Annotated in this window: 22 protein-coding genes and 1 tRNA gene; 5 read left to right on the top strand and 18 right to left on the bottom strand. The window is 73.4% G+C overall.

Features of this window, described 5'->3' with window-relative positions; genetic code table 11:
• Positions 1-204 precede the first annotated feature (204 nt).
• The 3 genes from ACFY2K_RS26605 to ACFY2K_RS26595 form a co-directional block, all read right to left on the bottom strand.
• Positions 205-732, bottom strand: coding sequence for a ferredoxin (locus ACFY2K_RS26605; protein WP_380590560.1), 528 nt, complete (start codon positions 730-732; stop codon positions 205-207).
• A gap of 252 nt (positions 733-984) precedes the next feature.
• A complete protein-coding gene (locus tag ACFY2K_RS26600) occupies positions 985-1,668 on the bottom strand; it encodes a hypothetical protein (protein ID WP_380522833.1) in 684 nt (227 codons plus the stop codon).
• A 122-nt stretch (positions 1,669-1,790) separates the two neighbouring features.
• Positions 1,791-3,395 carry an AMP-binding protein gene (locus ACFY2K_RS26595; protein ID WP_387714597.1) on the bottom strand — a complete coding sequence of 535 codons (1,605 nt, stop codon included), beginning with the start codon at positions 3,393-3,395 and terminating at the stop codon, positions 1,791-1,793.
• A 90-nt stretch (positions 3,396-3,485) separates the two neighbouring features.
• Between ACFY2K_RS26595 and ACFY2K_RS26590 the strand changes: the two genes are divergently transcribed.
• A complete protein-coding gene (locus ACFY2K_RS26590; protein WP_387714594.1) occupies positions 3,486-4,142 on the top strand; it encodes a GNAT family N-acetyltransferase in 657 nt (218 codons plus the stop codon).
• A gap of 504 nt (positions 4,143-4,646) precedes the next feature.
• On the opposite strand, the gene ACFY2K_RS26585 is transcribed toward ACFY2K_RS26590, so the two are convergent.
• The 3 genes from ACFY2K_RS26585 to ACFY2K_RS26575 form a co-directional block, all read right to left on the bottom strand.
• Positions 4,647-5,375, bottom strand: coding sequence for an HAD family hydrolase (locus ACFY2K_RS26585; RefSeq protein WP_387714591.1), 729 nt, complete (start codon positions 5,373-5,375; stop codon positions 4,647-4,649).
• Positions 5,376-5,534: 159 nt separating this feature from the next.
• Complete coding sequence (locus tag ACFY2K_RS26580; RefSeq protein ID WP_380522828.1) at positions 5,535-6,107, bottom strand: SMI1/KNR4 family protein; 573 nt, start codon at positions 6,105-6,107, stop codon at positions 5,535-5,537.
• 72 nt (positions 6,108-6,179) lie between these two features.
• Positions 6,180-6,530, bottom strand: a complete 351-nt coding sequence (locus ACFY2K_RS26575; RefSeq protein ID WP_380522827.1) for an ArsR/SmtB family transcription factor — start codon at positions 6,528-6,530, stop codon at positions 6,180-6,182.
• Between the two features lie 141 nt (positions 6,531-6,671).
• On the opposite strand from ACFY2K_RS26575, the gene ACFY2K_RS26570 reads away from it, so the two are divergent.
• On the top strand, positions 6,672-7,856 hold the full coding sequence (locus ACFY2K_RS26570) for an MFS transporter (RefSeq protein ID WP_380645031.1): 1,185 nt from the start codon (positions 6,672-6,674) through the stop codon (positions 7,854-7,856).
• Between the two features lie 81 nt (positions 7,857-7,937).
• On the opposite strand, the gene add is transcribed toward ACFY2K_RS26570, so the two are convergent.
• The 5 genes from add to ACFY2K_RS26545 all read right to left on the bottom strand — a co-directional run bounded on the left by add (position 7,938) and on the right by ACFY2K_RS26545 (position 12,259).
• Positions 7,938-8,891: an adenosine deaminase gene (gene add, locus ACFY2K_RS26565; protein ID WP_380522825.1), complete on the bottom strand. Its 954-nt coding sequence runs from the start codon at positions 8,889-8,891 to the stop codon at positions 7,938-7,940.
• A 141-nt stretch (positions 8,892-9,032) separates the two neighbouring features.
• On the bottom strand, positions 9,033-10,673 hold the full coding sequence (gene pgm, locus ACFY2K_RS26560) for a phosphoglucomutase (alpha-D-glucose-1,6-bisphosphate-dependent) (protein ID WP_375893838.1): 1,641 nt from the start codon (positions 10,671-10,673) through the stop codon (positions 9,033-9,035).
• Positions 10,674-10,892: 219 nt separating this feature from the next.
• Entirely contained in the window at positions 10,893-11,198 is a 306-nt protein-coding gene (locus ACFY2K_RS26555) for a YciI family protein (RefSeq protein WP_387714585.1), read from the bottom strand.
• Positions 11,199-11,287: 89 nt separating this feature from the next.
• Positions 11,288-12,079, bottom strand: a complete 792-nt coding sequence (locus ACFY2K_RS26550; RefSeq protein ID WP_387714582.1) for a GNAT family N-acetyltransferase — start codon at positions 12,077-12,079, stop codon at positions 11,288-11,290.
• 100 nt (positions 12,080-12,179) lie between these two features.
• Positions 12,180-12,259 (bottom strand) — tRNA-Tyr (locus ACFY2K_RS26545).
• A 517-nt stretch (positions 12,260-12,776) separates the two neighbouring features.
• On the opposite strand from ACFY2K_RS26545, the gene ACFY2K_RS26540 reads away from it, so the two are divergent.
• Together ACFY2K_RS26540 and ACFY2K_RS26535 are read left to right on the top strand one after the other, a co-directional pair.
• Positions 12,777-13,121 (top strand): hypothetical protein, encoded by a 345-nt coding sequence (locus ACFY2K_RS26540; protein WP_380593262.1) that lies wholly within the window; start codon positions 12,777-12,779, stop codon positions 13,119-13,121.
• A complete protein-coding gene (locus ACFY2K_RS26535) occupies positions 13,118-13,537 on the top strand; it encodes a hypothetical protein (RefSeq protein WP_380593263.1) in 420 nt (139 codons plus the stop codon). Before ACFY2K_RS26540 ends, ACFY2K_RS26535 begins: the two co-directional genes overlap by 4 nt.
• Before the next feature lie 16 nt (positions 13,538-13,553).
• Here the strand turns inward: ACFY2K_RS26535 and ACFY2K_RS26530 are convergent, their stop codons facing one another.
• From ACFY2K_RS26530 to ACFY2K_RS26500, 7 genes are all read right to left on the bottom strand, one after another.
• On the bottom strand, positions 13,554-14,510 hold the full coding sequence (locus ACFY2K_RS26530) for a helix-turn-helix transcriptional regulator (RefSeq protein ID WP_387714578.1): 957 nt from the start codon (positions 14,508-14,510) through the stop codon (positions 13,554-13,556).
• Between the two features lie 114 nt (positions 14,511-14,624).
• Positions 14,625-15,185 (bottom strand): pyridoxamine 5'-phosphate oxidase family protein, encoded by a 561-nt coding sequence (locus ACFY2K_RS26525; protein ID WP_387714575.1) that lies wholly within the window; start codon positions 15,183-15,185, stop codon positions 14,625-14,627.
• A gap of 137 nt (positions 15,186-15,322) precedes the next feature.
• Complete coding sequence (locus tag ACFY2K_RS26520; RefSeq protein ID WP_387714572.1) at positions 15,323-15,604, bottom strand: hypothetical protein; 282 nt, start codon at positions 15,602-15,604, stop codon at positions 15,323-15,325.
• Between the two features lie 55 nt (positions 15,605-15,659).
• The gene (locus ACFY2K_RS26515) at positions 15,660-16,541 is read right to left on the bottom strand and encodes an ABC transporter permease (protein WP_375893819.1); all 882 of its coding nucleotides are present in this window, start codon (positions 16,539-16,541) and stop codon (positions 15,660-15,662) included.
• Positions 16,501-17,406: an ATP-binding cassette domain-containing protein gene (locus ACFY2K_RS26510; protein WP_387714569.1), complete on the bottom strand. Its 906-nt coding sequence runs from the start codon at positions 17,404-17,406 to the stop codon at positions 16,501-16,503. Before ACFY2K_RS26510 ends, ACFY2K_RS26515 begins: the two co-directional genes overlap by 41 nt.
• Positions 17,403-17,885 carry a MarR family winged helix-turn-helix transcriptional regulator gene (locus ACFY2K_RS26505; RefSeq protein ID WP_375893813.1) on the bottom strand — a complete coding sequence of 161 codons (483 nt, stop codon included), beginning with the start codon at positions 17,883-17,885 and terminating at the stop codon, positions 17,403-17,405. The genes ACFY2K_RS26510 and ACFY2K_RS26505 overlap by 4 nt, the downstream gene beginning before the upstream one ends.
• Before the next feature lie 206 nt (positions 17,886-18,091).
• Positions 18,092-18,295, bottom strand: a complete 204-nt coding sequence (locus tag ACFY2K_RS26500) for a cold-shock protein (protein ID WP_375893810.1) — start codon at positions 18,293-18,295, stop codon at positions 18,092-18,094.
• Positions 18,296-18,678: 383 nt separating this feature from the next.
• Between ACFY2K_RS26500 and ACFY2K_RS26495 the strand changes: the two genes are divergently transcribed.
• The gene (locus tag ACFY2K_RS26495; RefSeq protein ID WP_375893807.1) at positions 18,679-18,909 is read left to right on the top strand and encodes a hypothetical protein; all 231 of its coding nucleotides are present in this window, start codon (positions 18,679-18,681) and stop codon (positions 18,907-18,909) included.
• The last annotated feature ends 183 nt before the right edge of the window (positions 18,910-19,092 follow it).

Raw genomic sequence — 19,092 nt, 5'->3', positions numbered from 1 at the left:
GGCCTCATCTCCGGCGACAGCGCCGACGCCCAGGGAATCAAGGTCGTGACGCGCGCACAAGACCCTGATCTGGGAACGCACCCGCATCACGCAGCGGCTGCGGCACGCCCTGCTCGACTACTTCCCCGCCGCCTTGGAGGCGTCCGACGACCGCCACCGGGATCCAGCTTGGTCCCAGCGGGCCCACGCACTCGCCGCGTGACGCTACAGCTCGGGCAACCGGTCAACGGGGGTGGGGGACTGCCGCTCCTCCAGCCAGTAGAGGTAGATCCGCAGGTCAGTTGCCAGATCACCGGCGATGTAGCGCTCGAAGTCGCGAACGGCAGCGGCTATGCCCTGGTCTGCCCGGGCATCGCTCTCATCCCACTTGCTCCGCTGATCGGACAGGTATTGCACGACCTGGCCGCGATTACGCCACCACTCCCGGACCGTTTCCGGTGTCCATCGGGAGTCGCCGTCACAGCCGTACCCGAGGAACGGGTCGCTGCCTGCCGCCTCGACCAGCAGCGCGGTGTCCGCAGGCGTTCGGGGCTGGCGATAGACGTACTCGCTGAGGTACTCGCCTCCGTAGAGGACGTGGGCGGGCGCCGAGAGCCGTCCCGTCCAGCAGGTGTCAGTCTCCCCGCCGTAGAAGGGCCCGGGGACGTTGAGCCACAGTCGGTCTTCCCAACGGCCCCGAAAGGCATCGCGGTCGTTGCCGAGGACAGCCACCGGGTCGAAGTAGAGCGTCATCCGCCGAGACTAGGGCATTCGTTCGAGCTGAACGACGGGCCGCCGATGGGAAGGGGACTGCCTCGCCCCGGCTCCCGCAGCGCCGCTGTCACCACGCCCGCACCCAACAGCTCCCCCAGTGCCGGACGCAGCGTGCCGTCGGGCCAGGGTGGTGGCACTGCGCAAGCAGGCGGCCACGACGGTGGCGCCGGCCCGGTGGGTGGTCGCGTATGGCGGGCGATCCTGCTACGGGCAAACCGTTCTGACGATGGGTCAGTTCCGGCGCCAGGGCATGGTGAGCGCGGCGGTACGGTCGCTCCACCGTTCGGCCGTCCAGCCCTCGACGCCGTAGCGCGCGCCCCAGTTCGTGCCGTCCCAGTCGTGCCCGGGCGTCCACGGCGGGCGTGGCGGCTGCCATCCTCCGGGGGTGGGGGTGACCAGCAGTTCGTCCTGGTGGGCGTAGCCACCGGTGAGGACGGTGGTGACGAACTGGGCGAAGCCGCCTTCGTGGACGTCCAGTGCGCCGTTGAGGCCGCCGCAGTCGAAGACCGCCACCGGCCACCGGTCCGGGTCGGGGCCGGTGGTCAGCCAGCAGCAGTGGGCGTGGTTGCTGTTGACGGCCCAGGAGAGCAGGCCGCCGGGGTCGGGGAAGACCGGGGTGTGGTCCTGGTCCCAGAACTCGTCCTCGCCGTGGACGAGTTCGCGCAGCTCCCCGTCGCTCCGGGTGCGCCAGTCGGCGAAGCCGTCGGGTGTGCCGTCGGGGCGGGTGCGGACCGGGGCGGTGAGGCCCCACTCGCCGTTGAGGTTCACCGCCCCGTAGAGATCGATGAACGCCCGGTAGTCGGAGGGCAGTTGGACGCCGAGTTCGGCGGGGGCGAGTTCCCAGGGGACCTGTGCGGGGGTGTAGGCGGGCTCGCCCATGATCGCCCGCAGCCGCTCGAACGCCGCTCCTGCCATGTGTCCCGCCTCGCCATCCTGCATCCGCTGCCCCGACTGCCCAACTGCCCGGCCTGCCCGGCCTGCCCGGACGGCTCGTACTGTAGGCGAACCGTCCGACAGCCGGGCGAGCCGGGCGGGCGTCAGCGGGATGCGGCGTCCTGGCGCAGGCGCTTCTTGTCGGGCTTGCCGACGGAGGTGAGCGGGATGGCGTCGACCAGGTGGAGGGCTTCGGGGGCGTAGAGGCGGCCCTTGTTGGCGGTGACGAAGGCGCGGACGTCCTCCAGGTCGGGCCGCTGGCCGGGGGCGGGGACGACGGCGACGTGGACGTGTTCGGCCTGCTGGTCGTCGCGGACGCCGTAGACGGCGCACTGGGCGATGGCCGGGTGGGTGAGGAGGAGTTCCTCGACCTCGGTGGGGTAGACGTGGCCGCCGACGACGATGATCAGGTCCTTGAGGCGGTCGGCGAGATAGAGGTAGCCGTCGGCATCGAGGTAGCCGATGTCGCCGGTGTCCAGCCAACCCTCCCGCAGGACCTGGGCGGTGAGCTCGGGCTGCTTCCAGTAGCCGGCCATCAGGGTGGCGGAGCGGACGTGGATCTCGCCCTGCTCGCCGGCGGGCAGCACGGTGCCGTCGGCGGCCCGGATCTGCACCTGGACGCCCGGCAGGGGGCGGCCCACCGACAGCTGGCCGCCGAGGCCGGTACGGTCGTGCTCGTGCGGGCCCAGGACGGCGATGTTCTGCGCCTCGGACATGCCGTAGCCGCTGACCAGGACGGGCCCGAACGCCTTGAGGGCCTCGCGGACGCGGGCCGGGGAGGCCGCGCAGCCGCCGTAGGAGAGGCGGCGCAGGCCGGACAGGTCGGTGCGGACCAGGGCCGGGTGGTCGAGCAGCCGGTACAGCAGCGGGGGCAGGACGAACAGGTCGGTGATGCGTTCGCGCTCGATCGCGGCGAGGACCTCGCCGGGCTCGAAGCCGCGCTGGAGGACGACGGAGCCGCCGTGGTGCAGGGTCAGGTCGGCGAGGACGCCGGCGAGATGGGCGAGGGGGGTGGCGGCGAGCAGCCGGGGCTTCTCGTCGGTGGGGCGGGCGTCGGAGAAGGCGGGGAAGTCGAAGGCGCTGCGGTAGGGGCCGTGGAGGCTGAGGATGCCCTTGGGGATGCCGGTGGTGCCGCCGGTGTGGCGGATGCCGAGGTCGTCGCCGGGGCCGAGGGCCACGGCCGGGTCGGTGGCGAGGTGGACGGCGCTGGCGGCGATGGCGTCCTCCCCGATGCTCCCGATGCCCCCGGTGCCCCCGGTGGTGTCGGGGCCGGGGCCGAGGGTGAGGACCGTCGGAACGTCGATCAGCGGCAGCAACTCGGCGGCGCCCGCGTACCGTTCGGCGTCGACGAGGAGCACGGTGGTGTCCACGCTGGCCACGATCTCGGCCAGCACGGGGGCGCTCATCCCGTCGTACAGGTTGACCACCCGGGCCCCGGCCAGACCGGCCGCGTAGCGGGCCGCGAGGGCCTCGGGGGTGTTGCCGGTGAGCAGGGTGACGGTGCTGCCGCGACCGGCACCGCGGGCCAGGAGCTCGTGGGCGAGGCGGTAGGCGGTGGCGGCGAAGTCGCCGGCGGTGATCCCGTCGCCGTCGGCGGAGGTGATGGCGAGCCGTTCGGGGTGCGAGGCGAGGGAGCGCAGGATCAGGGCGGGGGCGCTGACGAACTCCCGGGCGCTGTCGGCCGCTTGTGCTGCGGAAGGGGCAACCATGGTCCCCACCCTAGCCCCGGCACTGCCGTGCCCCGGCGCGGGCGCGAAAACCGGGGTGCGGGCGGCGCCGGCTCCCGGCACACTGGGCCGATGATCACCGACCACTGGCCGTTGAAGGGCCTGCGCGTCACCACGCCGCGCCTGGAGCTGCACCTTCCCCGCGAGGACGAGCTGTCCGAGGTCGCCGACCTCGCCGCGCGCGGGGTCCACGCGCCCGGCCAGCGCCCCTTCCTCACCCCGTGGGGCGAGCTGGCGCCCGCCGAACGGGCCCGGCACGTCCTGCAGATGCACTGGCGGCGGATGGGGCGCTGGACGGCGCAGCACTGGGCGCTGGACCTGGTGGCCTTCCACGAGGGGCGGCCGGTGGGCGTGCAGGACATGCGGGCCCAGGAGTTCGCGGTGCGGCGCGAGATCACCTCCGGTTCATGGGTGGGCCTGGAGCACCAGGGCCGTGGGCTGGGCACCGAGATGCGCGCGGCGATGCTCCACCTGGCGTTCGCCGAGCTGGGCGCCCGCTCGGCGACGTCGGTGTCCTTCACCGACAACCACTCCTCCCTCGCGGTCTCCCGCAAGCTCGGCTACCACGACGACGGCATCACCCTCGACGTCCTCGACGGCCGGGTGGTGGAGTCCCAGCGCCTGCGCCTGTCCCGCGACCACTGGCAGGGCCCGCCCGCCCCCGTCACCGTCACCGGCCTCACCCCCACCTGCCGCACCCTCTTCGGCGCCGACACCCCACCCTCCTGACCCCCTGCCCGCCGTCCCCCGGGGCCGGCAAGCCCCGCGCACCAGAAGTCGGCCCGGCCGACTTCCCCCGCGCTCCGGCCCCACGGGGGAACACCCGCCGCCAAGCCAGCCGAGGTCAACGGCACTCCCCCGCACAGGAAGTCGACGCCACCGACCTTTCGTGCAGGGGCCACCGCCGAGAAGCCCCACAACGCGATGGGGCGCGGCCCTTGTCAACGCTCTCTGAACTTGATCCCCGGTGTGGATTGTCAGCGAGCGCCCTGGCTGTGTCGGCAAGGCTGCCAGCCGAGACACGTGCCCAGTTCGTCGACGCCGTGGCGCGAGCAGTGATCCGTTGCTTCGACGAAGTCGCCACGAGGTACGGCGAGAGCGGATATCGCGGCAAGTGGGGCGAACACTTCCCCCGCGCCGAGCTCGAAGCCCTCAGGTCGCTCTGGCGTACGCACCGGTCCGACGCGGCATCCTGAACCCCCGGGGCCCGTGCGGGCCGAGGGGTGCCGGAGGTCAGGGGGCGGGGAGGGCGGCGAGGGCGGGGGCGAGGGGGTGGAGGGTGTGGAGCACGTGGATGCCTTCGGCGACCGGGGTGGTGGTGGCGGCGCGGTCGAGCCAGAAGGCGTGGAGGCCGGCCGCGTGGGCGCCTTGGGCGTCGACGGTGTAGTTGTCGCCGACGTAGGCGACTTCGTGCGGGGGCAGGCCCAGGGCGATGCAGGCGGCGTGGAAGATGCTGGGGGCGGGTTTGGCCTCGCCGTGCTGGTCGGAGCAGACGATGACGTCGCCGACGTGCCCCAGCAGGCCGATGGCGCGCAGTTTGCGGCGCTGGTGGTCGGTGTCGGAGTTCGAGACGATGCCCAGGCGGTAGTGGGGGGCGAGGCGGCGCAGGGTGGGTTCGGCGTCGGGGAAGGCGCGCCAGGCGGCGTCGCGGTGGGCGGCGTAGCCGGCGAACCAGGCGGTGGCCTGGTCGTCGGTGAGGTGTTCGGCGCCGTCCTGGCCGAGGTGGGCGAGGAAGCGGCGGGTGCGTTCGCACTGCTGGCCGCGCAGGGTGAGTTCCCGGGCGAGGTAGCGGGCGTAGCTGTGCTCCATGACGGCGCGCCACAGGTCCAGGGCGGCCCGGGGGCTGGGGAACCGTTCCAGCAGGCCGACGTCTCGCAGGTGGGCGAGGATGCCCGCCTCTTCCGAGTGGGTGTAGTCGAACAAGGTGTCGTCGATGTCGAAGAGCACGCCCCTGATCGGCATGGACCGTCCCCCTTTTCCGTGTGTCCGCGGTGCGTCCTGCACCTTACGCGGCTGGTGGGGGCGCTGAGGCGCCGAGGGTGCTGTCGGGCCGGTGCGGCACGGGCGTGATCGGCCACCACTCCCGCCGGGCGGCTACGTCGCGGCGTCCGATCGCCGTCGTCACCACGGACGGGACTGGGGCCGGACCCTGGGCAGGCCCCAGGGTTGGACGGCTTCGCTGGTCAGGTCGGCCAGGAACTGCACCAGGCCGCCGCCGTAGTGCCACCAGGCTCCGCTGCGCGAGGCGACCGTGACCGTCCACTCCTGCGGGCCCGCCGGGCTGGTGCTCCACAGGAACACGTCGCCCTGGTTCGAACCGCCCCACGGGAGGAAGCCGCCCGGGCTCGGGTACGGGCGCAGCGGGATGACGGGGTCGCTGTCCTCGCACCACTCCGCCACAGTCTCCAGATCGTCCTGGAGCCACTGCGGCCACTCCCGCTCGCGGCCGGCCGTCGGGTGGTGGACGGAGAGGAAGTCGCCGAGCACGAACGGGGGGTAGAGCTCGCAGAGGCGCTGGTAGTCGGCGGGCACCGGGGAGCCCAGCGCGGCCTCGAGGGCCGGCCAGTCGAAGGTCGCGGGCGCCGCGAGGCGCAGTGCGTCGAAGCCGGGTACGGCGCGTTCGAGTTCCGCGATCGCCTCGTCAGGGTCGAGCAGGCGGCGGTGCGGTGTCTGGGTAGCGATGAGGTCCTCCACCGGACCAGGCTGTCACGACGGCGGCACCGGTCTGTTCCCGGGTGGCCCGGCGACCGCGGGGACGGGGCGCCCTCAGGCGTCGGCGGCCGCCACCGCCGTCGGCCGCGGGGCGGAGGCGAGGAGGGCGTCGAGCAGCCCCGGGAAGCGGGCGTCGAGGTCGGTGCGGCGAAGGCTGACGAAGCGGTTGCGGCCGGCGACGCGGGTGGTGGTGACACCGGCTTCGCGCAGGACGCGCATGTGGTGGGAGACGGTCGACTTGTGGAGGTGGTCCAGGCCCAGGTCGCGGGGGCCGCAGGAGTGTTCGGCGCCGTCGGCGTAGCTGAGCAGCAGGCGCATGCGCACGGGGTCGCCGAGGGCGTGCAGGACCGTGACGAGGTCGATGTCGGCGGTGGGGGGCTGGGGCAGCCGCTCGTCGTCGGTCATGGGTGGGGCTCCGGTCCTCGGGGTCCCGCACGGGCGCGGGCGACAGCAGGAATGGTTTGACAATTATCCACCAATCCCCGATTGTTTGGCGAGCGTCAAACCGTTGCATGTTCGTCCAACAATTGACCCGGGGGGCTCTCCGTGCCCGTACGCCTGCTCCTGCTCGCCCTCGGCACCTTCGCCATGGGCACCGACTCGATGGTGGTCGCCGGCATCCTCGGACCCATCGCCGCCGACCTGCACGTGTCGGTGGGCGCCGCCGGCCAGCTCGTCACCGTCTTCGCTCTCGGCTACGCCGTGCTGGCCCCGCCACTGGCCGCCGCCACCGCCCGCTGGCCGCGCCGGCGCCTGCTGCTGACCGCGCTCGCCCTGTTCAGCGCCGCCAACGCCCTCAGCGCCCTCGCCCCCACCTACCCCCTGCTGCTGGCCACCCGGGTGCTCGCCGCCGCCGGCGCCGCCCTCTACACCCCCACCGCCAACGCCGTGGCCACCACCCTGGTCGCCCCCGAGCGGCGCGGCCGGGCCCTGGCCACCGTGCTGGGCGGCATGACGGTGGCCACCGCGCTGGGCGTGCCGCTGGGCACCTGGGTGGGACGCACCGACTGGCGCCTGACCATGTGGCTGGTCACCGTCCTCGGCCTGGCCGCACTCGCCGGACTCGCGCTCCTGCTGCGCGACCTGCCCGCTCCCACCGCCGCCCCCACCCTCGCCGCCCGGCTGGCCCCGCTCGCCTCACGCCGCGTCCTCGGCGCCGCCGCCACCACCCTCACCTTCTTCCTCGCCTTCCAGAGCGTCTACATCTACCTCGCCACCGCCGTGCACGGCGCCACCGGCGGCGACGCCGACAAGCTGAGCCTCATCCTGCTCACCGCGGGCGTGCTCTCCGTCGCCGGCAGCTGGCTGGGCGGACGCCTGGTCGACCGCGCCGGGGTGCGGGCCGTCCTGCTGACCGGCTCCGCCGTCGCCGCCTGCGCCTTCACCGCCCTGCCCTGGCTGGGGCGCAGCATGCCCGGAGCGCTGGCGTACGCGGCCGTCGTCCCCCTGGCCGGATGGGCCGTCTCCGTCGCCCTGCCCCACCGGCTGGCCTCGATCGACCCCGCGAACGCACCCCTGCTGATCTCCCTCAACAGCAGCGCCCTCTACCTCGGCACGGCCGCCGGAGGCCTCGCCGGATCAGCCGCCATCACGGTCCTGGGCACCCGCTGGTTCCCGCTGGCCGCGGCCGTACTCGCCCTCGTGGCCTGCGCCACCGCCGCGGCCACCACCCGCGACCAGCGCTCCCCCGCCGAGGCCACCGCCACGCCGCCCACCCCCGCCCGCACCTGAACCACCCCACCGGCCCCCGAACCACTCACGGGCCCGGACGGGCGGACGGCCGGGCGGGCGAGCGGACGACCGGGCGCGCCGTCAGGGAAGCAGGCGGGCGCGGACGGCGTCGTCGCAGAGCGCGCCGGCCAGACCGGCGGCGTAGGCGGCGGAGGCGTCGAGCCCGAGGCCGGCCGCCACGTCGTGCTCACGGTTGAGGTCGGTGCCGAACATGGCCGGGTCGTCGGTGTTGATCGAGCACAGCGCGCCGGCTTCGCGCAGCCGCGGCAGCGGGTGCTCGGAGAGGTCGCGGACGACACCGGTCCGTACGTTGGAGGTCGGGCACACGTCGAGCACCACGCTCCGGTCGACGATCTCGGCCAGCAGCTGCGGGTCCTCCACGGCCCGGATGCCGTGGCGCAGTCTGACCGCGCCGAGGTCGAGGGCCTCCCGGATCGACTCCGGGCCGGCGGTCTCCCCCGCGTGCGGCACGAACGCGAGTCCGCCGTCCTGGGCGATCCGCACGGCCTTGCCGTAGGGCGCGAGCGGACCGCGCCGCTCGTCGCCGCCGATGCCCAGGCCGACCACACCGCGGTCCCGGTAGCGGACCGCGACCCGTGCGCACTCCTCGGCCAGGTCCACGGGGCACCCGCGGTAGAGGTCCGGGGTCAGCCGCACGGTCACGCCGAAGCGCTCCTCGGCCTCGACGGCGCCTTCGCAGTAGCCCGCGAAGATCTCGTCCCAGCCGATCCCGTCCGCCTCCACGCGCTCCGCGGGGGAGAAGATGCCCTCCAGGTAGACCGCGCCCTGGCCGGCCGCCTGCCGTGCGTAGTCGACGACCACCTGGCGGAAGTCGTCGGCGGTGCGCAGGCAGTTGGTCGTCATCACCCACACCTCGATGAAGTGACGGAAATCGGTGAACCGGTAGAGCTCGGCCAGGCCTTCGACCGTGTCGACGGGAAGTGGCTCGTGGTTGCGCCGGGCGATCTCCAGCAGCGTCCGCGGCTGGATCGACCCCTCCAGGTGCACATGCAGTTCGATCTTCTTCGTCGTCATGTGCGGGAGCATTCCACAGATCGGACGGGCGGCCGTCCGGCGGCCGTCCGCGTACGGAGGCGGCCCCGGACGCGGTCCCGGCCTGAGCGCCGGGACCGTGTCCGGGGCCGCCGCCGGGGCCGACGCCCGAAGCCGGGCGGCTCAGCCGCCGAGGACCTCGCCGACCAGGGCGCGGGCCTCCTCCTGCACCCGGCCCAGGTGCTCGGTGCCCAGGAACGACTCGGCGTAGATCTTGTACACGTCCTCCGTGCCCGACGGGCGGGCCGCGAACCAGGCGTTGTCCGTGCACACCTTGAGACCGCCGATGGCCGCCCCGTTGCCCGGCGCGTGGGAGAGCACCGCGGTGATCTTCTCCCCCGCCAGCTCGCCCGCCGTGACCTGCTCCGGCGCCAGACGCGCCAGACGCGCCTTCTGCTCGCGATCCGCCGGGGCGTCGACACGGGCGTAGGCCGGAGCGCCGTGACGCTCCGTCAGTTCGCGGTAGTACGCGCTGGGGGTGGCGCCGGTGACCGCGGTGATCTCGGCGGCGAGCAGGGCCAGCAGGATGCCGTCCTTGTCGGTGGTCCACACCCCGCCGTCACGGCGCAGGAACGAGGCGCCCGCGCTCTCCTCGCCGCCGAAGGCGATCGAACCCTCCAGCAGGCCGTCGACGAACCACTTGAAGCCGACCGGGACCTCCGTCAGCGCACGGCCCAGATCGGCGGCGACCCGGTCCAGCATCGAGGAGGACACCAGGGTCTTGCCGACCGCCGCGTCCCGGGGCCAGTCGGCCCGGTGGCGGTACAGGTAGTCGACCGCCACCGCCAGGTAGTGGTTGGGGTTCATCAGCCCCCCGTCGGGCGTGACGATCCCGTGCCGGTCGGCGTCGGCGTCGTTGCCGGTGGCGATCGCGTACTCGTCCTTGCGGCCGATCAGGGACGCCATCGCCGCCGGCGAGGAGCAGTCCATGCGGATCTTCCCGTCCCAGTCCAGCGTCATGAAGCGCCAGGTCGGATCCGTCACCGGGTTGACCACGGTCAGGTCCAGACGGTGCACCTCCGCGATGCGCCCCCAGTAGGCCACCGACGCCCCGCCCAGCGGGTCCGCGCCGATCCGCAGCCCCGACGCCCGCACCGCGTCCAGGTCCAGCACCGACGGCAGGTCCTCCACGTAGGAGCCCAGGAAGTCGTACCGCTCCGTGGTGGCCGCGGCCAGCGCCCGCGCGTACGGGACCCTCTTCACCCCCCGCAGACCCTCGCGGATCAGCTCGTTCGCGCGGTCCTGGATCCACCCGGTGGCCTGCGACCCCGCCGGCCCCCCACTGGGCGGGTTGTACTTGAAGCCGCCGTCACGCGGCGGATTGTGCGACGGCGTCACCACGATCCCGTCCGCCAACGCCCGCGGACTGCGCCGGTTGTGCGCCAGGATCGCGTGCGAGACCGCCGGCGTGGGCGTGTACCCGTCGGCGTCGTCGATGAGCACCCGCACACCGTTGGCCGCCAACACCTCCAACGCCGTCGCCTTGGCCGGCTCGGACAGCGCGTGGGTGTCCGCGCCGAGGAACAGCGGGCCCGCGACGCCCTGTTCGGCCCGGTACTCGCAGATCGCCTGCGTGGTCGCGGCGATGTGGTCCTCGTTGAACGCCACGTCCAACGAGGAGCCGCGGTGCCCCGACGTCCCGAACGCGACCCGCTGCGCCACCTCCTGCGGATCGGGGCGCAGCGCGTAGTACGCCGTCACCAACCGCGCCACATCCACCAGGTCTCCGGGCTGCGCCGGCTGCCCGGCCCGTGCGTGTCCCATCCGTCCACTCCCGCCGATTCCACGAACACTCGCGTTACGTCCTCGCCCCGCGCTCACCGATCGTAGCCACAAGACGACCGTGCCCCGAACCGTACGGGCGGGTCCGGGGCACGGGAGCGGGATTCCGCGCAGGGCGCGGGTGGGCTACGGAGGAGCGCGGAGGAGTCCGGAGGAACGCGGAGGGAGTCCGGAAGCGGTTCAGAAGGGTTCGGGAGGGGTTCAGGAGGCGGGCAGTTGCTGGCGGTACGCCTCCAGCGCCGGGGCGGTGACGGTGGCCAGGAACTCCGTCACCCGGTACTCGGTCAGGCCCAGCCGGACGAACGGGTCGGTGGCCACCAGCGCCTCGATCGCCGCCCGGTCCTCGCCCACCGCGAGGATCACCCCGCCGTCGCGCGGCACCTTGCGGCCCGAGGCCAGGAAGGCGCCGGCCGCGTAGTGGCCGTTCAGCCACGCCACGTGCGCGGGCAGGGCCTCGTCGATCCGCTCCAGCTCGGCGGTGGTGTACGTCAGCTCCAGTACGAACATGCCGTCAGGCTAGCGGCGCGGGCCGACCGGCGGGGCGGCAGGGCGGAGAACCGGGACACCGGGGCACTGGACCACCGGAGCACCGCGGTTCAGCGGGAGGCCCACCAGGTCGAGGGCGCGGCGACGGTGTAACCCAGCGACTCGTACAGCGGGCGGCCCAGCTTGGAGGCGGTGAGGGTGGCCGGCACCTGGGCGAGGTCGGCGAGCGAGGCGGTCATGACGGCCCGGCCCACACCGCGCGAGCGGAAGGCGGGCGCGGTGCCGACCCAGTAGTGGCTGGCGAGGCCCTCGTCCACGACCCTGACACAGGCGCCCGCGGCGACCCCCTGGTGCGAGGCGAGGAAGACGTCCACGCCCGGCCGGCCGATCAGCGCCGCCGGGAACAGCTCACCGGGGCGGTAGGGCTCGAAGGCGGCCAGCTCGAAACCCTCGATCACGACCCGCTCGGCCGCCCGGAGGTCCTCGCCACCGCTCACCCGCACCACGTCCAGCCCCGACCCGCCCGCAGGGGCAGGGGCAGCGGCAGGGGCAGCGGCGGGCAGGCGCAGCATGACGGGCATCTGCCAGTTGCGCAGGCCCAGATGGCTCAGGTCGGTGGCGCTGAACGGGTCCTCGGCGTTGACCGGTCCGGGGGCCCTGCGCACCAGTTCGGCCAGCTCGGCCAGCTCGCCCTGGTCGAGGTCGTTCTCCTGAACGAGGATCCGCAGGCCGGCGCGCTCGTCGCCGTCGACGGCGAGGAAGCCGCGGCGCCGGATCACCTCGTGGCCGCGGGAGTCGCCGGTCGCGGCCCAGAAGGCGGCCGAGTTACGGGCCTGACGCAGCGGCGCCTCGGCAAGGGTGAGGGATACGGGCTGGTCGGTCGCGGCGGTTCCGGTTGTCATGCTGCCTACCGTAGTACCGAATTGACCGGCCACACAGGGCCAATCAGGCATCGACCCACTGGGCCACCTGGGGATTCGGGGATGGTGCGCGGGAATGGGGTGGGCGAGGGCGGATTCGAACCGCCACAGCCGAAGCGGGGGCTTTACAGGCCCTTGGGCTCTCCAGTGCCCAGCTCGCCCGGGGTCACGTCCGCACCCGGCCCGCAACGCCAGGAGGGCGCGGGCAGCGGGGGACGCTCGTAAGAAGGGAACGCCCGTGGGGAGGGGACGCTCAGCGCGCCGGGCGATAGCCGAACGCGCGCGGGCGGGGGCGATATCGAGCGCCACTGCTGGCCATGGCCCGTTCCCCTTTCCCTGCGCTGCGTCGGTGTGTTCCGCGATCAGCGTGCCGCATGCGCTCCTGGGGGCGCAACAGGTTTTCCGGGCCCGGCCCCGGGAGGGTGCCGACCCCAATCCTGCCAGCTCAGGCCAGGGATCGGTAGGACTCAGCACACCCTTCTTGTGCCTTGCCGCCGCCCCCGCGCACCCCGCACACTCGTGCAACACCCCACTCCCCCGACGGCCTTCGCGCCGCCGCCCGCACTCTCCCGGGCGGCCGGCGCGCACGCCGCCGTGCCCGGACACGGCCGGACACGGCCGCGGCGGCCCGAGAGGAACGGGGTGCGAACGAGAGCAACGACGAAGGGGGACACGCCACATGAACGTCCACGCGGACCTGGTCCTGAAAGCCCGGATCACCCTGCTGAGCCACAACGAGCGGATCCTGGAGGGCGAGGAGGGCCTGCGGGTCTACCGGCCCCTGTTCGCCGTCAACCCCCACGTGTACGCCTACAAGCTCGCCTACGTCCTGCGCACGCTCGCCGAGACCAGCCCTCGCGCGGCAGCCCGGCCCGGCGCCCGGGAGGCGCTGCTGGAGGAAGCCCACGCCGCGAGCGCGCACATCCCCGCCGACGCCCCCGACCACCAGCGCCGCATGTGGGAGCACACCGTGCCGCAGCTCCAGGAGTTCGAGCGCCGGCTCGGGCAGGCGAACGCCCGATGAAGGACGCGGACGAGAACCGGACGCCGCACCCGACAGCGCACCGGACGCCACACCCGACACCGCACCCGACGCCACACCCGGACCTGGTCCTGCGGGCCCGGATCCGGCTGCTGATCCGCGACCACTGGGCCCTCGACGGCGAGGAAGGCCTGTGGGTCCACCGCACCCTCTTCGCCGTCAACCCCCGCGCCCACGCCTACCACCTCACCAGAGTCCTGCTCGGCCTCAGCGACCACCCCCGCCTGGCCGACCAGCCCCACGCACGACGCGCACTCCTCCACGAAGCGGTCGACGCCGCCGCACACATCCCCACCGACGCACCCTGGCACCAGACCAGGTACGAGCAGTTCGCGCGCGGCGCACTCACGCGCCTCGACCAGGAAGGACGGACGCCACGACCGGACAGCAGCACCTGACCGGGCCCGCCCCGGCTCAGGTGTAGAGGGCGGCCGCGCGGCGGGTGGCCTCGGCCAGGCGGGCGCGCAGTTCGGGCGGGCCGAGGGCCTCGGCCTCCGGTCCCAGGCGAAGGAGTTCGAGGTAGCCGATCTCCTGGTCCTCCACGGGCAGGGTCACGGTGACCCAGCCCTCGGCGTCCGGCGGGCCGGCGGTGGCGAGGGCGTCGGCGGCGGCGGTGGCCTCCAGCAGGGCGGCCAGGTTGGCCACGGCCCACGGGCTGAGCCGCACCAGCGCCCGTTCGCGCAGCATGGTCCGGGTGAACGCGCGGGCGGCCTCGTCCCAGTAGGCGGCGAGGTCGAAGTCCGGGTCGCGGTCGAAGCGTTCCTCGCCTGCCTCGGCGGTTTCGAAGCGGTCGACCCGGTAGGAGCCGATGCGCCCCGAGGGGCTGCGGGCCGCGACGTACCACTGCCCGGCCTTGAGGACCAGGCCGTACGGTTCCAGCCGCCGCTGCCGGGTGCCGCCGCGCGCGGCGTAGCGGGCGTGCAGCACCCGGTCTTCCCAGACCGCGCGGGAGACCTCGGCCAGCAGCGGCGGTGTCCCGGCCTCGCGGAACCAGGCCGGGGCGTCCAGGTGGAAGCGCTGGGCGGCGGCCGCGGGGGCGTCGCCCAGGGCGGCGGCGACCTTGAGCCGGGCCGCCAGGGCCTGCCCGGCCAGGCCCATGTCGCGCAGCGGGCCGGGCAGGCCGGCCAGGTGCAGGACGGCGGCTTCGGTTCGCTCCAGACCGGTCAGGCGGGTGCGGTAGCCGTCGACCAGCCGGTAGCCGCCGCCCCGCCCCCGCTCGGCGTACACCGGCACCCCGGCCTCGGCCAGGGCGGCGACGTCGCGCTGCACGGTGCGTTCGGAGACCTCCAGCTCGGCCGCGAGGTCGGCGGCGGTCATGCTGCGCCGGTGCTGCAGGAGCAGCAGCAGCGCGATCGCCCGGCTCGCCCGCACCCCGGCCCTCCTCGTCCGTCCGCCCCTGCTGTCCGCCACCCCATTGTCACCGCCCGCGCCGCACCCGACGCATCCCGACGTACGGGCCGGCGCCGGGCACGGCCACGGTCATGGTCAGGCCCGCTCGGCCCGCTCGGCCCGCTCGGCCCGCTCCACCGTCGCGAGGAGCTCGGCCGGATCGGAGGCGAAGGCGGCCATCCAGTGCGGACGCAGCCGGTAGTAGACGACGTCGTGCTCCCAGTCGAAGACGTCACGGCCGTAGAAGTCCTGGAAGTAGGCCAGGAGTTCGGGCCAGTCGGCGGCCGGCTCGCCATCCCGGGGGTTGAGGGTCTCCACGGTGCCGTGGGTGAACACGCCCAGGTCCTCCCCCCGCAGATGGGCCGCGCTGACGGCGGGCCGGGCCGCCAGGTGACGGGCCTTGGCGGCGGTGCGCGCGGTGCCGAAGTACCACCTGCCGTACAGGAAGTGACCGTCCACCCCGCTGATCCGCGGCTCGCCCTTGGCGGTGACGGTGGACAGCGCGAGCGTGCACATCCCGGTGAGCACCCGGGTCAACTGGACGGCGGTAAGGGTGCGCTCGCTGCTGATGATCGAGCGCAGATGGGCGGTGGAGCGGGCGAGCGAGGCGTCCAGGAGGGCCTGGAGGCGGGCGAGGTCGTCGGGCGTCTCGAGCATGGGATCCCTTGTCCGTGGTACGTGGCCCCGGCCGACGCCGTCACCGCGCCGACCGGTCCCCCTACTCTCGCGGCGAAACCCGACACCTCCTGTCGCCTTTCCCCCTGCCATCTCCGGACAGTACGCCGCCGTCGCCGCTACTGCCCCGCGTTCCGCTCCCGAGTCTTTCGCTGCATCTCCTGCAGCATGGCCAAGGTCTCCGGGTCGACCGGAGCCTTGCTCTCCTCGACGTCCTGCGAATTCTGCCGCGCTTGCGGAAGGAGCTCGTCGTAGCGGGGGTGACCGGGCTCGAACTTGTGCCACCCGTCGTAGAAGTACCCCTCCGGGGCCCGTCCGCCGTACCGCTGCCAGATGGTGACGCCGTCGGCGTCGAGCATTGGGTTCCCGGTGACGTGATAGCTCTCAGAATGCTCGCTCAACATGCTCCTCGGAGAAGACAAGGAGGGAGGAACTCGTGCGCCGGGGGCGGGCGCCTCAGCGGGCCAGGCGGGCCAGGAGGGCGGAGGCGGCGGCGATGCCGGCCGCGGTGGCGGCGGCCAGGACGGCGAAGTCCAGGGGGAGGTGGGAGGGGGTGCCGATGAGGAGGCCGCGGAGGGCGTCGACCTGGTAGCTGAGCGGGTTGGCCTTGCTCACGGCCTGCAGCCAGCCGGGCATCAGGTCGACCGGGTAGAGGGCGTTGGAGCCGAAGAACAGCGGCATGGTGATGGCCTGGCCGATGCCCATCAGGCGGTCGCGGGTGAGGACGATCCCGGCGATGGCCATCGAGAGGCAGGAGAAGAACGCCGAGCCGAGCAGCACCGCGACGACCACACCGAGCAGGCGCAGCGGGTTCCAGGTCATGGCGACGCCGAGGGCGGCGGCGATCAGGACCACGACGACGGCTTGCAGGACGGCTTTGACGCCGGCGGCGAAGGCCTTGCCGGTGACCAGGGCGGCGCGCGGGGTGGGGGTGACCAGGAGTTTGGTGAGGACGCCGGAGTCCCGCTCCCAGATGATCATGATGCCGTAGAAGATCGCGATGAACATCGCGGACTGGGCGATGATGCCCGGGGCCAGGTAGTCGAGGTAGGGGATGCCGCCGGTGGGGATGGCCTTGAGGCGGGTGAAGGTCTCGCCGAAGATCAACAGCCAGAGGGCCGGCTGGACGGCGCGGGTGTAGAGCTCGGTACGGTCGTGGCGCAGCTTCTGGAGTTCCACCGCGCACATCGCGCCGACCCGGGCGGGCACCAGGCGCCAGCCGGTGCGGGCGCGCGGGGGCACCAGCAGCAGGCTCAGGTCCGGGACACCGGCGGGGGTGGTGCCGGGGGTGGGGGGCTCAGCCGACGCGGCTGGCGGTGCGGCGGGTGCGGCGGACATCGCCGAAGTCTCCTTCCGTGGCGTCGGCCAGGTCACGGCCGGCGAAGTGGCGGAACACGTCGTCGAGGGTGGGTTCGTCGCCGCCGGGGAGGGCGTCGCGGATGCCCTCCTTGAGCTCGGCGGGGGTGCCAAGGGCCCGGATGCGGCCGCGGTCCATCAGGGCGATGCGGTCGCAGTGGCGCTCGGCCTCGTCCATGTAGTGGGTGGTGACCAGGACGGTCATGCCGGTGGCCCGGCGCACGGCGTCCACGCGCTCCCACACGCCGGTGCGGGCGATGGGGTCCAGGCCGATGGTGGGCTCGTCCAGGACGAGCAGGCGCGGGGCGCTGACCAGGGCCTGGGCGAGTTCGAGGCGGCGCACCATGCCACCGGAGTAGGTGCCGGCCATCCGGTCGGCGGCGTCGGTGAGGTCGACGGCGGCCAGCGCCTGGGCGACGCGGCGGGCCCGCTCCGTCCTTGGGACGTCGAAGACCCGGGCGAACAGGGCGACGTTCTCCCGACCGGTCAGCCCGGCGTCGGCGGACAACTGCTGCGGCACGTAGCCGAGCAGGCGCCGTACCTCCATGGGGCGGCGGGCCGCGTCGTGGCCGAAGACGCGCACCATGCCGGGGCCGGCGGGCAGCAGGGTGGTGATCGCGCGGATGGTGGTGGTCTTGCCGGCACCGTTGGGGCCGAGGAGGCCGAAGACCTCACCGGTCCGTACGGTCAGGTCGATGCCGTCCACCGCGCGGGTGGTCCTGCCACGGCCGTGGGTGAAGCTGTACTCCAGGCCCCGGCACACCACGGCCTCCGCCGCTCCTGGTGTTCCCGGCGTTCCCGGTATTCCTGGTGTTTCCGGTGTTCCTGCTGGTTCCGGTTCGGTCATCGCGGGTCCTCCTCGGGCAGGTCGCGCAGCCCCTGGGTGAGGGAGCGCAGCGCGGGCAGGGCGGCGGCCAGCGCGGCCCGTTCGGGGCCGGGCAGGCCCGCGACCAGCTCGCCGGTCAGTGCCCGGCGCCGCTCGCGCCAGGCCTCGATGCGCTGGTGGGCGGCCTCGGTGGCGTACAGCAGGGCGGCCCGGCGGTCGGCGGGGTCCACCTCGCGGCGCAGCATGTCCTGGGCGACGAGCTGGTTGACGAGGGTGGAGACCGAGTTGCCGGCCAGACACAGTTCCTCGGCGGCGGCGGAGACCCGCAGGCCCGGGGTGTCCATCACCAGGTGCAGCAGTTCGACCTGGGCCCCGCGCAGGCGGGGCTGGTCCAGGCCCTGGCGCAGGCGGCGGCGCAGCATCCGCTGGATGCCGGTGAGGAGGGTGGAGAACTCGTCGGCGAGGGCGCCGTCGGGCGGGTGGGTGGGTCCTGTCTCCATACTCCGATTTTAGCTCTCAGTAAGAGGTATCTGTCGAGAGGGCGGACCGGGGCGGACGGAGGCGGACACAGGGGCGCGGTGAGGTGCGGACGGCGGACGGCGGACGGCGGACGGCGGACGGCGGACGGCGCGCAGCAAAAGGCCCCGCACCGGCGCTTGCTCGCCGGTACGGGGCCTGTGTGCGGGGCCTACGTGGGCCCGCCTGGTCAGATCGCGCGGACCTGCTCGGCCTGCGGGCCCTTCTGGCCCTGCGTGACCTCGAACTCGACCGGCTGGTTCTCCTCCAGGTTGCGGTAGCCGCTGCCCTGAATCGCGGAGAAGTGGACGAAAACGTCCGGGCCGCCGTCGTCCTGCGCGATGAACCCGTAGCCCTTCTCCCCGTTGAACCACTTCACAGTACCCGTGGCCATGCCGATCTCCCTTCGGGACGAAGGGGTGCGCGCTGCTGCGCACCCCTCACGGTGGTCGCGTCCAGAAACAGTGCGTTCAGCAGTACCGCGGACAGCGAATTTCAATGATCATGCTACCGACCGGTCGCCGTCCACATCCGGCTTTCGCCCAGATCCGGCCACTTCCAACCCGCCCACCCCGGCCAGGCGTTCGCACATCGGCACCGCGGCTCCGGGCGCCGGGCCGGCCCGCCCCTGCCGGCACCCGTCCGTTCCTTGCTCAGGATTCGCTCAGATACCGGACCATCCCGGACGTTCCGTGCAAGGATCTTCACAGTCCCCGGAAGGGGCCCGCCGCCACCGGCCGGGCCCGACCCGGGACCGGAACAAGGGGGAACGAGAACATGGGCACCGTCGTCCTGCTCCTCGCCGCACTGGTCGCCACCATCATCGGTACCACCGTCGTCCTGATCCGCCGGGAGAGGGCCCGCGGCACACACTCCGAAGACGCGGGGCTGCTGGTCGAGTTGGAACGCACCCGCCAGGCCACCCACCTGCGCAGCACCTACTCCAGCCGCGCCGTCCACCACGGCACCGGCATGGCCTCGGACGACCTCCACAAGTACTACTCCTAGCCCGGCCGGCCCCGGGCGCACCCGGGCGGAACGTGCACATCCGGTGCTCAACCTGTGGTGCAGAGGTGTTGCAGCGGGCATGGCGGGGCCCGTCCCGTAGTAGCGTCTGCCATGAAGTCGCGCACCGTGCGCGGCGGTTGACGGGGGTTCGACTCGGAACGGGGGCCAGGCGTGGGAAGGGGT

This window comes from Kitasatospora sp. NPDC001309 (genome assembly GCF_042896295.1).
In the GTDB taxonomy this organism is placed as follows: Bacteria; Actinomycetota; Actinomycetes; order Streptomycetales; family Streptomycetaceae; genus Kitasatospora.
The sequence above is the reverse complement of the archived record's forward strand: the minus strand, read 5'-3'. Positions and strand labels throughout refer to the sequence as shown.